We start from the raw sequence: 12,047 nt of genomic DNA, 5'->3' as shown, positions 1-12,047 counted from the left end.
CCCGAAATCCCCCTGGGCCACCGCTCGGGACGACGGTCAGCGGGTGAGCAGGCCGAGGTAGGTCTCGAGGTCCGACAGCGGGGCGGAGCCGTAGACGAGGAGCGCCTCGTCGTCGAGCTCGGTGGAGAAGCCGTGGTCCCCGCCGTCGTCGGACCAGGTCTGCCAGGTGTCGGTGATCTCCGAGGAGACGGTGGCGTCGTCGCCGGCGTCGGGCTTCTCGTCGACGTAGAGCTCGACGAGCTCGTCGACGGAGGCGTCCTCCTGGCGGATGCCGATGAAGTCGCCGTCGGCGGTCAGCACGCCCAGGCCCCAGCGCGGGTCACCGGTCGCGACCAGGTCGACGCTGGTGGCGGTCCAGCCGGCGGGCAGCTCACGCGGGTGCACGACCGACAGGTCGGCGCGCTCGGCGAGCGCCACGCTCTCCTGCCAGTCGACGACCGTCGGGGTCTCGTCGGACTCGCCGCGGAACAGCCCGCGCCACGTCACGAAGGCGAGCACGAACACCACGGTGACGATCAGCGCACCGGTCATGCCGCCGAACGAGCGGGTGTATCGGCTGGGCTGCTCACTCACGTGCCTCATCCTCCCAGCCACCACCACCGCCTGTAACGCCGGGTTGGTGGCTCTACCCACCCTGATGCATCGGGGTGGGTAGTTGCCGCAACCAGGCGTTACAGCAGCCCCAAGCGGCGGACGACTCTCCGCAGGAGCGGAAGGCAGCGAGCAATACGGCCGCAGGTGCGGCATACTTCCCGCGTGGTCACCTACCGAATCGCGGAAGTCGCGGAGATCCTGGCGGTCAGCGACGACACCGTACGCCGCTGGGTGGAGGCGGGCCGGCTGCCGTCCCACACCGCCGACGGCCGCGCGGCGGTGTCCGGTCCGGACCTCGCTGACTTCGCCGAGCACCTGGCCGAGTCCGCCGAGACGGCCGAGCGCGACCGCACCCGGGCGAGCTCGGTCAGCGCCCGCAACCGGATGAGCGGGATCGTCACGCGGGTCAAGCGCGACCACGTGATGGCCCAGGTGGAGATGATCTGCGGCCCCTACCGGGTCGTGTCCCTGATGAGCAGCGACGCCGCGGACGAGCTCGGCCTCGAGCCCGGCGTGCGCGCCATCGCCAGCGTGAAGTCCACCAACGTCGTCGTGGAGGTCCCCCAGTGAAGCGTGCCTTGCCTGTCCTCGCCCTCGCCCTCGTCCTGCCGCTCGCGGCGTGCGGCAACGACGACGACGGCACCGCGACCGGGGAGGACGCAGAGCTGACCGTCCTCGCCGCGGCGTCGCTCACGGATGTCTTCGAGCAGCTCGCGACACCGTTCGAGGAGGAGCACGACGCGACGGTCACCTTCTCCTTCGGCTCCAGCACCGACCTCGCCGAGCAGGTCGCCGACGGTGCGCCGGGCGACGTCCTGGCCACCGCCGACGAGACGTCGATGGGGCTCGCCGAGGACGCCGGCGTCACCGGCGCGGTCGAGACGTTCGCGACCAACGTGCTCACGATCGTCGTCCCGAAGGGCAACCCCGCCGGCATCGAGACCCTCGACGACCTCGCCGGCGCCACCTGGGTCCGCTGCGCCGACGAGGTGCCCTGCGGCAAGGTCGCGCTCGCGGTGCTCGACGCGAACAAGATCACCGCCGAGCCGGCCAGCCTCGAGGAGGACGTGCGCGCCACGCTCGACAAGGTGGTCTCCGGCGAGGCCGACGCCGGCCTGGTGTACGCCACCGACGCCGTCGCCGCGGCCGACGCCGTCGATGCCATCGAGATCCCCGGCGCGGAGGACCAGATCACCTCCTACTACACCACCACGCTGGAGCAGTCCGAGGACGCCGACCTTGCCGCAGACTGGGTCGCGTGGGTGACGTCGGAGGAGGGCCGGGCGGTCCTCTCCGACGCCGGCTTCGGCAGCCCGTGAGGGACCGGCTCGGCCGCCCGCCCGCACTCCTGGTGGTGCCGGCGGCCCTCGCCACCCTGCTCCTGCTCGTCCCGCTGGTGGCGATGGTCGCCAGCACGAGCTGGCAGGAGCTGCCCGGCCACCTCACGTCCACCGCTGCGCTCGACGCGCTGCGCCTGTCACTGGTGACCTCGACGGTCGCCATCGCGTTCTGCCTGGTGCTCGGGCTGCCGCTGGCCTGGCTGCTCGCGCGCGTCGACTTCCGCGGCCGCGGCGCCCTCCGGGCCCTGGTCACGGTGCCGCTGGTGCTGCCGCCGGTCGTCGCCGGCGTGGCCCTGCGCAGCGCCTTCGGCCGCACGGGCGTGGTCGGGGAGCCGCTGCTCGACTGGACCGGCTTCGCCTTCCCCTTCACGACGTACGGCGTGGTGCTGGCGCACGTCTTCGTGTCGATGCCCTTCGTGGTCATCGCCATCGAGGGGGCCCTGCGCTCCGCCGACCCGAGGTACGACGACGCTGCCGCCACCCTCGGCGCGACCCGCTGGACGACGTTCCGCCGGGTCACCGTGCCGCTGGCGCTGCCCGGCGTCGTGGCCGGGACGGTGCTCGGCTGGGCCCGGTCGCTGGGCGAGTTCGGCGCGACAATCACCTTCAACGGCAACTACCCGGGCCGCACCCAGACCATGCCGACGCTGATCTACGTCACCCGGCAGGCCGACCAGGACGCCGCACTCTCGCTGAGCCTGGTCATGCTGCTCGTCTCCATCGGCGTGCTCGTCGCGCTGCGCGACCACTGGCTGGGTACGCCGTGACCGCCCGGCTGGAGGCCGACCTCCGGGTGGCCGACCGCGTGCGCGCCGCCTTCACCGCCGAGCCCGGCGAGGTGCTGGCGGTCATCGGCCCCAACGGCGCCGGCAAGAGCAGCCTGCTGCACGCGGTGGCCGGGCTCGTCGACGTCGAGGGGCACGCGCTCCTGGGCGGGACCGACCTGCTGACCCTGCCGGTGCGCGAGCGCAACGTCGGCCTGGTCTTCCAGGGCCAGCTGCTCTTCCCGCACCTGACCGCGATGGACAACGTCGCCTTCGGGCTGCGCGCCCGCGGTGTGAGTCGGTCGGACGCCGAGGCCGTCGCACGCGACTGGCTGGATCGCTTCGGCATCGCCGACCTCTCCGGGCGCAAGCCGCGTGAGCTCTCCGGCGGGCAGGCGCAGCGCGTCGCGATCGCGCGCGCCCTGGCGACCGACCCCGACGTGCTGCTCCTCGACGAGCCCTTCACCGGTCTCGACGTGTCCGTCCAGATGGCGCTGCGGATCGAGCTCGGCCGCCACCTGCGTGACTTCCCCGGCATCGCGCTGCTGGTCACCCACGACGCCATCGACGCCCTCACCCTCGCCGACCGGGTGCTGGTGCTCGACGAGGGCCGGGTGGCGCAGGTGGGTCCGCCCGCCGAGGTCGCCGCCGAGCCGCGTACGTCCCACGTCGCTCGCCTCGTCGGGCTCAACCTCGTCGCCGACGGTGACGACCTGATGGCCTTCACCCCCGACGCGGTGGTGGTCTCGCTGACCGAGCCCGAGGGCTCCTCGCGCCTGCACTGGCACGGCCGGATCGGCACCCTCGCACCTCACGGCGACGCCGTACGACTGCTGGTGCACGCCTCCCCCGACCTGCTCGCGGACGTCACCCCCGCGGCCGCCACCGAGCTCGAGCTGGTGCCCGGCCGCGAGGTCTGGCTGTCGGCCAAGGCGACCGCAGTGAGCCGCTACGGAGCGCGCCGATAGCATCGCGCCATGACTGCGCCGAAGCCCGAACGCAACCTCGCCCTCGAGCTGGTGCGGGTCACCGAGGCAGCCGCCATGGCCGCCGGCCGCTGGGTCGGCCGTGGTGACAAGAACGACGCGGACGGCGTGGCGGTCGAGGCGATGCGCTACATGATCTCCACCGTCGAGATGCGCGGCACCGTGGTGATCGGCGAGGGCGAGAAGGACAACGCGCCGATGCTCTTCAACGGCGAGGAGGTCGGTGACGGCACCGGCGCCGAGTGCGACGTCGCGGTCGACCCCATCGACGGCACGACGCTGACCGCCAAGGGCATGAGCAACGCCATCTCGGTGCTGGCCGTGTCGCCGCGCGGCTCGATGTACGACCCGAGCGCGGTCTTCTACATGGAGAAGCTCGTCACCGGGCCGGAGGCCGCGGACGTGGTCGACATCCGGCTGCCCGTGAAGGAGAACATCACCCGCGTCGCCAAGGCGAAGGGCATCTCGGTCCACGACGTCACCGTCGTGCTGCTCGACCGGCCGCGCCACGCGCAGCTGGTCGACGACATCCGCGACACGGGTGCGCGGATCAAGTACATAGCCGACGGCGACGTCGCCGGCGCGATCATGGCCGCGCGTCCCGACACCGGTGTCGACCTGCTCCTCGGCGTCGGTGGCACGCCCGAGGGGATCATCACCGCCTGCGCGATGAAGTGCCTGGGCGGCACCATCCAGGGTCGGCTGTGGCCGCAGGACGACGAGGAGCGCCAGCGCGCGCTGGACGCCGGGCACGACCTCGACGCCGACGTCGTCCTCCACACCGACGACCTCGTCACCGGCGACGACGCCTTCTTCGTCGCCACCGGCATCACCGACGGCGAGCTGATGCGGGGCGTGCGCTACCGCGGCGACGGTGTCACGACGCACTCGCTGGTGATGCGCTCGCGCAGCGGCACCGTGCGGTCGATCACCGCCGAGCACCGCCTGTCGAAGCTACGCGATCTCACCGCGATCGACTTCGACAACTGAGGCCGTTTCGGCGGGCCGCAGCGCGGCCGTCACCGCGGCGATGACGGCCGGGTCGAACGCCATGCCCAGGTGCGAGGACCGCACCTCCACCGGGCGGGCGACCGGGTCGACGCAGGCGCGCCAGTCGACGATGCCGTCGCGCCGGGAGTAGATCGCGGTGAAGTCGACCTCGTCGGGCAGCGGTGCCCGGGCCTGGTCGAAGCTCTCCTGCGCGCACGAGCCGGCCACGCAGTCCTCGGCCATCAGGTTGCGCAGGCCCGCGCGGTTGAGCCGCACGAGCAGGTCGACGCTGCGGGCGAGCGAGACGTGGTGGGCGCCCGGGGCCAGCATCGGGCTGCCCATCGTGACGATCCCGGCGACGAGGTCGGGCCGGCGCGCGGCGACCCCGCGGGCCAGCATCCCGCCGAGGCTGTGGCCGACGATGCGCACCTTCGACCCGCGGCGCTGGGTGAGCCCCTCCAGCCGCTCCTCGAGCTGGGCCGCCGCCGCCAGCGTGCAGCCGACGTTGGCGCGGATGTCGGCGCGGTAGGTGCGGAAGCCCTGGTGGCGCAGGGTGCGGCTCATCAGCCCCAGCGAGGAGTCGCCGGCCAGGAAGCCGGGGACGAGCAGCACCGGCTCGCTCGCCCGCTCGGGGTGCGAGCCGAACGGCGTACGACGTCGGGCACCGCGGGCGGCGAGGGCGTACACGGCGTAGCGACCGGCCTCGGTGATCACCGAGCCCTCGCGCAGCACGGCCGACACCGACGGCTGGACGAAGCCGTCCGGCGTCAGGAATGCGGCCACTGTGCGATGCGTCACAATCGTCGAACGTAGCGGAGAGCCCCGATGGAATGGGGGATGTGGCGCAACGTGCGTTTTATTGGGGACGCCGGTCGTGTTCACTGGGGACATGTACCCGTCTCGCCGCGCTTCATCCGAGGCACCCGTCGTGTCCGACGAACTGCTCGCCCCGATCGGCAACGAGGTCGAGCTCTGCTACCAGACCTTCGGTGACCCGGACGGCGAGCCGCTGCTGCTGGTGATGGGCCTCGGCGGCCCGATGACTTGGTGGGACCCGGAGCTCTGCTCGATGCTCGCTGCGGAGGGCTTCTACGTCGTCCGCTACGACAACCGCGACACCGGCCGCTCGACCCGGATCCGCGAGCGGGTCACCCGCGGCCAGCTGGTGCGTGCGTTCGGCGGTCGCCGGGTGCGGGCGCCGTACTCCATGAGCGACCTGGCTGCTGACGCCGTCGCGCTCCTGGACCACCTCGGCCTCGAGTCCGCGCACGTCGCCGGCATCTCGATGGGCGGCATGGTCGTCCAGACGATCGCCGTCGAGCACCCCCAGCGGGTGCGGTCGCTGACGAGCATCATGTCGACCACCGGCAAGCGCACCGTCGGCTGGCAGGACCCGCGCCTGATCCCGGCGCTCATCGCGCCGCGCAAGCCGGGCCGGGAGTCGTACGTCGAGACCAGCGTGGCGTTCTGGGACGTCATCGGCTCGCCGGGGTGGCCGGGCGACCGCGACAAGCTGGCCGACCGGGCCGGCGAGACCTTCGACCGCGGCTACAGCGCCAGCGGCATGATGCGGCAGATGCTCGCGATCCTCACCCAGCCCGACCGCACCCAGCGTCTGCGCAGCCTGCGCGTGCCCGCCCTGGTGGTGCACGGGATGGCGGACAAGATGGTCCACGTCAGCGGCGGCCGGTCCACCGCCGCGGCCATCCCCGGTGCCGAGCTCGTGCTGATCGACGGCATGGGCCACGACCTCCCGCCCGCCCTCTTCCCGACCTTCGTCGAGGCCATCGCGCGCACCGCCGACCGGGCGTCCGACTGACCTAGCGGACCGCCCTCGCTCCAGCGGCCGCCTCGGCGGTGAAGAGGCTCGGCTCGCCGAAGCCGGCGTCGGCGAAGGCACGGCGTACGGCGTCGCCTGCCGCGTCGACCTCGCCCTCGGGCACCAGCCCGATCACGCAGCCGCCGAAGCCTCCGCCGGTCATCCGGGACCCGACGGCGCCGGCGTCGAGCAGGGTCTCGGCCGCGGTGTCGACCTCGGGCACGGTGATCCGGAAGTCGTCGCGCATCGAGGCGTGGGACGCGGTGAACAGCGGACCGAGCCGGTCGAGGTGCCCGGCGCGCAGCACCTCGACCGCCTCGAGGACACGGGCGTCCTCGGTCACGACGTGGCGGACGTAGCGCTGGAGCTCCTCGTCGTCGAGGCGCGCGACGGCCTCGTCCGCGTCGATGATGTCGCGCAGCGCCGGGACGCCCAGCTGCCGGGCGGCCTCCTCGCAGCCGTCGCGGCGGGCGGCGTACTCCCCGTCGACGAGGCGGTGCGGCGCCCGGGTGTCCACGACCAGGAGCGACAGGCCACTCGCCGCAGGGGCGAACGGCACGGCCTCGGAGGTCAGGTCGCGCATGTCGCAGAAGAGCGCGTGGCCCGCCTCGCCGCGCAGGCTGATCAGCTGGTCCATCCCGCCGGTCGGCGCCCCGACCGCGTCGTTCTCGACCCGCCGGCTCAGGGCCAGCAGGCCGGCCGCGTCCAGGCCCAGTCCGAGGTGCTCGTCGAGCGCCCGGACGACGGAGCAGACCAGGGCCGCCGAGGACGAGAGACCCGCCCCCGTGGGCACGTCGGAGTCGACGGAGATCCGGACCGGAGGCACGTCGACGCCGTCGTCGTGGAGCAGCCACAGCGCCCCCAGGACGTACGTCGCCCACTCGGGCACCTGCTCCCGGTCGGCCAGCCCGGACGGGGTGACGGCGACCGTCCCCGACGCCTGGGCGGAGACCACCGACCAGCCCTCGCGAGCGTCCTCGACCGAGGTCGTGCAGCCCATCGGGAGGGCCATCGGGAGGACGAAGCCGTCGTTGTAGTCGGTGTGCTCGCCGATGAGGTTGATGCGCCCCGGGGCATGCCAGACCGCCATCAGACCTCGCTCGTAGGAAGGCACCCGATCGTGTGGGTGCATGTTGCCAAATCGTGTCAAGGACCACTAGACCAGAGGTCACAAGTCGAGACGAGGGAGGGTGCGGATGTCACGGGAACCGTCGATCCGGCAACGGGGCCGGCCGAGGGGAAGACGGGCAGTGGCACCACTCGCAGCCCTCGCCCTCGCCAGCGGCCTCCTCACCGCGTGCGGCAGCTCGGGAGGCACTCCCGAGCTGGTCTGGTACATCAACCCCGACTCCGGCGGCCAGGCCGCGATCGCCGAGGAGTGCTCGACCGACGACTACACGATCACCACGCAGGTCCTCCCCCAGGACGCCGGCCAGCAGCGCATCCAGCTGGCCCGCCGCCTCGCCGCGAAGGACCCCGAGATCGACCTGATGTCCCTCGACCCGCCGTTCACCGCGGAGTTCGCCGACGCCGGCTTCCTCGCCGAGGTGCCGCAGGACGCCAGGGCCCAGCTCGAGGAGCAGGGCACCTTCCAGGGCGCGCTCGACGCGGCCACGTGGAAGGAGAAGCTCGTCGTCTTCCCGTTCTGGTCCAACACGCAGGTCCTCTGGTATCGCAAGTCCTTCGTCGAGAAGGCCGGCATCGACATGAGCCAGCCGGTGACGTGGGACCAGATCATCGACGTGGCCAGCGAGAACGACGCGAAGATCGGCGTCCAGGCCAACAAGTACGAGGGCTACGTGGTGTGGATCAACGCCCTCGTCGAGGGCGCCGGCGGCCACATCCTCGAGGACGCCGGCGAGGGTGTGGACGCCACGATCACCCTCGGCGACGACGCCGGCGAGAAGGCCGCGGGGATCATCGAGAAGCTCGCGTCCTCGGAGGCGGCCCCGGCCGACCTCAGCGTCTCCAACGAGGGCACCGCCGGCTCGACGTTCGGCTCGGACCAGGGCTCGTTCCTGGTGAACTGGACCTACATCTGGCACAACTACGACGAGACGGCCCCCGACGTGGCCGACGACATCGGCTACGCCCGCTACCCGCAGACCGTCGAGGGCGAGGACTCGCGTCCGCCCTACGGCGGCATCGGGATCGGCGTCAGCGCCTACTCCGACGAGAAGGACCTCGCGCTCGAGGCGGCGGCCTGCCTCGTCAGCCCGGAGATGCAGGGCATCAACGCCGACATGACCGGCAACATGCCGGCCAGCACCCAGGGCTACGAGTACCCCGCGCTCCAGGAGAGCTTCCCGGCCGACCTGCTGCAGCTCTTCCAGGACAGCGTCGACGCCGCCGCACCGCGCACCGTGACGCCGTACTGGAGTGACGTGTCCGGCTCCATCCAGAACATCTGGCACCCCCCGCGGTCGGTCGACAGCGACACCCCGGGGCGTTCGACGACGTTCATCGAGGACGTACTGAAGGGTGGTGACCTGCTGTGAGCACGACTGTCGCACCCGACTCCGAGAAGGACGTACGCCGCGCGGCGAAGAAGGCAGCCAGCGACCGCAGCGCGGCGGAGAACTCACTGGGGCTCAAGCTCGTCGCCCCGGCCGTCGTGCTGATGCTGCTGGTCACGGCCTGGCCGATGATCCAGGCGCTCTACCTCTCGCTGTTCCGCTATCGCCTCACCGCACCCGACGACCGGTCGTTCGTCGGCGTCGACAACTACCTGACGATCCTCAGCGACGACCAGTTCTGGAAGAGCACGCTGACCACGCTCCTGATCATGGTCGTGACGGTGGCGGTCGAGCTGGTCATCGGCTTCGCGTTCGCGATGGTGATGCACCGCATCGTCTTCGCCCGCGGCCTGATGCGCACCTCGATCCTGATCCCCTACGGCATCATCACCGTGGTCTCGGCCTTCGCCTGGCAGTTCGCGTTCTCGCTCAACAACGGGTTCGTCAACGCCTGGTTCAACTGGCTGCCGTGGATCGCCGACGACACCAACTGGTTCGGTGACTACCCGCACGCGATGTTCGCGATCATGGTCTCGGAGATCTGGAAGACCACGCCGTTCATGGCCCTGCTGCTGCTGGCCGGGCTGGCCCAGGTGAGCGAGGACATGCTCGAGGCCGCCAAGGTCGACGGAGCCACGTGGACGCAGCGGCTGACCAAGGTGATCCTGCCCAACATGCGGGCCGCGATCATGGTGGCGGTCCTCTTCCGCGCCCTCGACGCCTACCGCATCTTCGACAACATCTTCGTGATGACCAAGGGCGCCGAGGGGACGCAGTCGATCTCGTTCCTGACCTACCGGCAGGTGATCGAGCAGATGCAGCTCGGCCTCGGCTCCGCGATGTCCGTGCTGCTGTTCCTGTCGGTCCTGCTGCTGGCATGGCTGATCGTCAAGCTGTTCCGCGTCGACCTGGCGCAGGCGAGGGGTGAGGGCTGATGAAGGGGAAGAACGCAGTCGGCACCTGGATCGGGTTCGTCCTGATCATGCTGTGGTGCCTGTTCCCGGTGGCGTGGATCATCTCGCTGTCCTTCAAGTCGGTGGGTGAAACCGGTGCGGGCAGCCCGCAGTTCCTGCCCAAGGAGCCGACGCTCCAGAACTACAAGGACATCCTCGACAACCCCGACTTCACCCGGGCGCTGATCAACTCGTTCGGCATCTCGCTGATCGCCACGATCCTGTCGGTCATCTTCGCCACCCTGGCGGCGTACGCCATCGCCCGGCTCGAGTTCAAGGGCAAGCGGCTCGTGCTCTCGCTCGCGCTGGCGATCGCGATGTTCCCGGTGGTGTCGCTGGTCGGCCCGCTCTTCGACATGTGGACCACGTTCGGCCTGTTCAACACCTGGCCGGGCCTGATCATCCCCTACATGTCGTTCACGCTGCCGCTGGCGATCTGGACGCTCTCCGCCTTCTTCCGCGAGATCCCGTGGGAGATGGAGCAGGCGGCCCAGGTCGACGGCGCCACGTCGTGGCAGGCCTTCCGGAAGGTCATCGTCCCGCTCGCCGCACCCGGCGTCTTCACCGCGGCGATCCTGACCTTCTTCTTCGCGTGGAACGAGTTCGTGCTCGCGATCTCGCTGACCTCCACCACCGCCTCCCGGACGGTGCCGGCGCAGATGTCGTTCTTCGTCGGACCCGACCCGTTCAACCCGCCGTACGCGCAGCTCGCGACGGCGTCGGTCATCGTCACGTTGCCGGTGATCGTCATCGTCCTGCTGTTCCAGCGCAAGATCGTCGCCGGCCTGACCTCCGGCGCAGTGAAGGGGTGATCAGCTCATGGCTGCCATCGAGATGAAGAACATCGTCAAGCAGTACGGCGACGGCTTCCCCGCCGTCAACGACGTGAGCATCGACGTGGAGGACGGCGAGTTCCTGATCCTCGTCGGACCGTCCGGGTGCGGGAAGTCCACGCTCCTGCGGATGATCGTCGGCCTCGAGGACATCACCGACGGCGACATGGTCATCGGCGGGAAGCGGGTCAACGACCTGGCCCCGCGCGACCGCAACCTGTCGATGGTGTTCCAGAACTACGCCCTCTACCCCCACCTCACCGTCTACGAGAACATCGCGTTCCCGCTACGGCTGGCCAACAAGCCGGACTCCGAGGTGGACGAGAAGGTCCGGGAGGCGTCGAAGACGCTCGAGCTCGACGAGCACCTCGAGCGCAAGCCCGGCAACCTGTCGGGAGGTCAGCGCCAGCGCGTCGCGATGGGGCGCGCGATCGTCCGCGACGCCGAGGCCTTCCTCTTCGACGAGCCGCTGTCCAACCTCGACGCCAAGCTGCGTGGGCAGATGCGCACCGAGATCTCGCGGCTGCAGAAGCGGCTGGGCATCACCACCGTCTACGTCACCCACGACCAGACCGAGGCGATGACCCTCGGCGACCGGGTCGCGGTCATGAAGCGTGGTGTGCTCCAGCAGCACGCGACGCCGCGCGAGCTCTACGAGAACCCGGCCAACCTCTTCGTCGCCGGCTTCATCGGCTCCCCGCCGATGAACTTCCTGCCGGCGACGGTGAAGGGCAACCAGGTCGAACTGCCCTTCGGCACGGTGACGATCCCGGAGGACAAGGCCGCCAAGGCGCAGGGCAAGGACCTGCTCATCGCGGGCATCCGGCCCGAGCACTTCGAGGACGCCAGCGTGGTCGACAGCGACAAGGTCACCGACGAGGCGACCTTCCACGCCACCGTCGACGTCGTGGAGTGGCTCGGCAACGAGGCCTACGCCTACATCCCGTTCGAGGCGCCGCCCGAGGTGGAGAAGCAGCTCCAGCAGCTCGAGCGCGACCTCGACGGCGAGTCGCTGCGGACCCAGCTGGTGATCTCGCTGGACGGTGCGAGCCGGATCGCGGAGGGTGACGACGCCACGATCTGGGTCGACGCCCGCAAGATCCACCTCTTCGACCCGGCGACCGGCGACAACCTCACCATGGACGCCAACAACGCCGGCATCGTCCCCGGCGGCAACGCGATGGCGAAGGCGGAGGAGGTCGGCAAGGAGCAGGACGAGGTCCAGCCCGGCTCCGACCAGGCGACCACCTGA

13 protein-coding genes are annotated in these 12,047 nt (G+C 70.8%); 10 read left to right on the top strand and 3 right to left on the bottom strand.

Annotated elements, in window-relative coordinates:
• Positions 1 to 36 precede the first annotated feature (36 nt).
• Positions 37 to 573 (bottom strand): DUF4245 domain-containing protein, encoded by a 537-nt coding sequence (locus ACE3QY_RS11285; protein ID WP_374456123.1) that lies wholly within the window; start codon positions 571 to 573, stop codon positions 37 to 39.
• A 183-nt stretch (positions 574 to 756) separates the two neighbouring features.
• On the opposite strand from ACE3QY_RS11285, the gene ACE3QY_RS11280 reads away from it, so the two are divergent.
• The 5 genes from ACE3QY_RS11280 to glpX are packed head-to-tail and all read left to right on the top strand — an operon-like array spanning position 757 to position 4,674.
• Complete coding sequence (locus tag ACE3QY_RS11280) at positions 757 to 1,164, top strand: molybdopterin-binding protein (RefSeq protein WP_374456122.1); 408 nt, start codon at positions 757 to 759, stop codon at positions 1,162 to 1,164.
• A gap of 8 nt (positions 1,165 to 1,172) precedes the next feature.
• Positions 1,173 to 1,913 carry a molybdate ABC transporter substrate-binding protein gene (modA, locus tag ACE3QY_RS11275; protein WP_374456121.1) on the top strand — a complete coding sequence of 247 codons (741 nt, stop codon included), beginning with the start codon at positions 1,173 to 1,175 and terminating at the stop codon, positions 1,911 to 1,913.
• Positions 1,910 to 2,701 (top strand): molybdate ABC transporter permease subunit, encoded by a 792-nt coding sequence (gene modB, locus ACE3QY_RS11270; RefSeq protein ID WP_374456120.1) that lies wholly within the window; start codon positions 1,910 to 1,912, stop codon positions 2,699 to 2,701. Before modA ends, modB begins: the two co-directional genes overlap by 4 nt.
• Positions 2,698 to 3,666: a sulfate/molybdate ABC transporter ATP-binding protein gene (locus ACE3QY_RS11265; RefSeq protein WP_374456119.1), complete on the top strand. Its 969-nt coding sequence runs from the start codon at positions 2,698 to 2,700 to the stop codon at positions 3,664 to 3,666. Before modB ends, ACE3QY_RS11265 begins: the two co-directional genes overlap by 4 nt.
• Positions 3,667 to 3,675: 9 nt before the next feature.
• Positions 3,676 to 4,674: a class II fructose-bisphosphatase gene (glpX, locus tag ACE3QY_RS11260; protein WP_374456118.1), complete on the top strand. Its 999-nt coding sequence runs from the start codon at positions 3,676 to 3,678 to the stop codon at positions 4,672 to 4,674.
• Here the strand turns inward: glpX and ACE3QY_RS11255 are convergent.
• Positions 4,639 to 5,457: an esterase/lipase family protein gene (locus ACE3QY_RS11255; protein WP_374456117.1), complete on the bottom strand. Its 819-nt coding sequence runs from the start codon at positions 5,455 to 5,457 to the stop codon at positions 4,639 to 4,641. The genes glpX and ACE3QY_RS11255 overlap by 36 nt on opposite strands.
• 145 nt (positions 5,458 to 5,602) lie before the next feature.
• Between ACE3QY_RS11255 and ACE3QY_RS11250 the strand changes: the two genes are divergently transcribed.
• Entirely contained in the window at positions 5,603 to 6,493 is an 891-nt protein-coding gene (locus ACE3QY_RS11250) for an alpha/beta fold hydrolase (RefSeq protein WP_374456116.1), read from the top strand.
• A gap of 1 nt (position 6,494) precedes the next feature.
• Here ACE3QY_RS11250 and galK read toward each other — a convergent pair whose 3' ends face one another.
• Positions 6,495 to 7,583 (bottom strand): galactokinase, encoded by a 1,089-nt coding sequence (gene galK, locus ACE3QY_RS11245; protein WP_374456115.1) that lies wholly within the window; start codon positions 7,581 to 7,583, stop codon positions 6,495 to 6,497.
• A 160-nt stretch (positions 7,584 to 7,743) separates the two neighbouring features.
• Between galK and ACE3QY_RS11240 the strand changes: the two genes are divergently transcribed.
• The 4 genes from ACE3QY_RS11240 to ACE3QY_RS11225 are packed head-to-tail and all read left to right on the top strand — an operon-like array spanning position 7,744 to position 12,047.
• Positions 7,744 to 8,991, top strand: coding sequence for an extracellular solute-binding protein (locus ACE3QY_RS11240; RefSeq protein ID WP_374456114.1), 1,248 nt, complete (start codon positions 7,744 to 7,746; stop codon positions 8,989 to 8,991).
• Positions 8,988 to 9,944 carry a carbohydrate ABC transporter permease gene (locus ACE3QY_RS11235; protein ID WP_374456113.1) on the top strand — a complete coding sequence of 319 codons (957 nt, stop codon included), beginning with the start codon at positions 8,988 to 8,990 and terminating at the stop codon, positions 9,942 to 9,944. Before ACE3QY_RS11240 ends, ACE3QY_RS11235 begins: the two co-directional genes overlap by 4 nt.
• Entirely contained in the window at positions 9,944 to 10,774 is an 831-nt protein-coding gene (locus ACE3QY_RS11230) for a carbohydrate ABC transporter permease (protein WP_374456112.1), read from the top strand. The genes ACE3QY_RS11235 and ACE3QY_RS11230 overlap by 1 nt, the downstream gene beginning before the upstream one ends.
• Before the next feature lie 7 nt (positions 10,775 to 10,781).
• Positions 10,782 to 12,047, top strand: a complete 1,266-nt coding sequence (locus ACE3QY_RS11225) for an ABC transporter ATP-binding protein (RefSeq protein ID WP_374456111.1) — start codon at positions 10,782 to 10,784, stop codon at positions 12,045 to 12,047.

This window comes from Nocardioides sp. (genome assembly GCF_041913365.1).
Lineage (GTDB): Bacteria > Actinomycetota > Actinomycetes > Propionibacteriales > Nocardioidaceae > Nocardioides.
This window is presented reverse-complemented; position numbering and strand designations above follow the sequence as displayed.

Coding starts and splice junctions, on each gene's coding strand:
- galK (WP_374456115.1), bottom strand. CDS start 7,583: ATGGCGGTCTGGCATGCCCCGGGGCGCATCAACCTCATCGGCGAGCAC.
- ACE3QY_RS11225 (WP_374456111.1), top strand. CDS start 10,782: ATGGCTGCCATCGAGATGAAGAACATCGTCAAGCAGTACGGCGACGGC.
- glpX (WP_374456118.1), top strand. CDS start 3,676: ATGACTGCGCCGAAGCCCGAACGCAACCTCGCCCTCGAGCTGGTGCGG.
- ACE3QY_RS11230 (WP_374456112.1), top strand. CDS start 9,944: ATGAAGGGGAAGAACGCAGTCGGCACCTGGATCGGGTTCGTCCTGATC.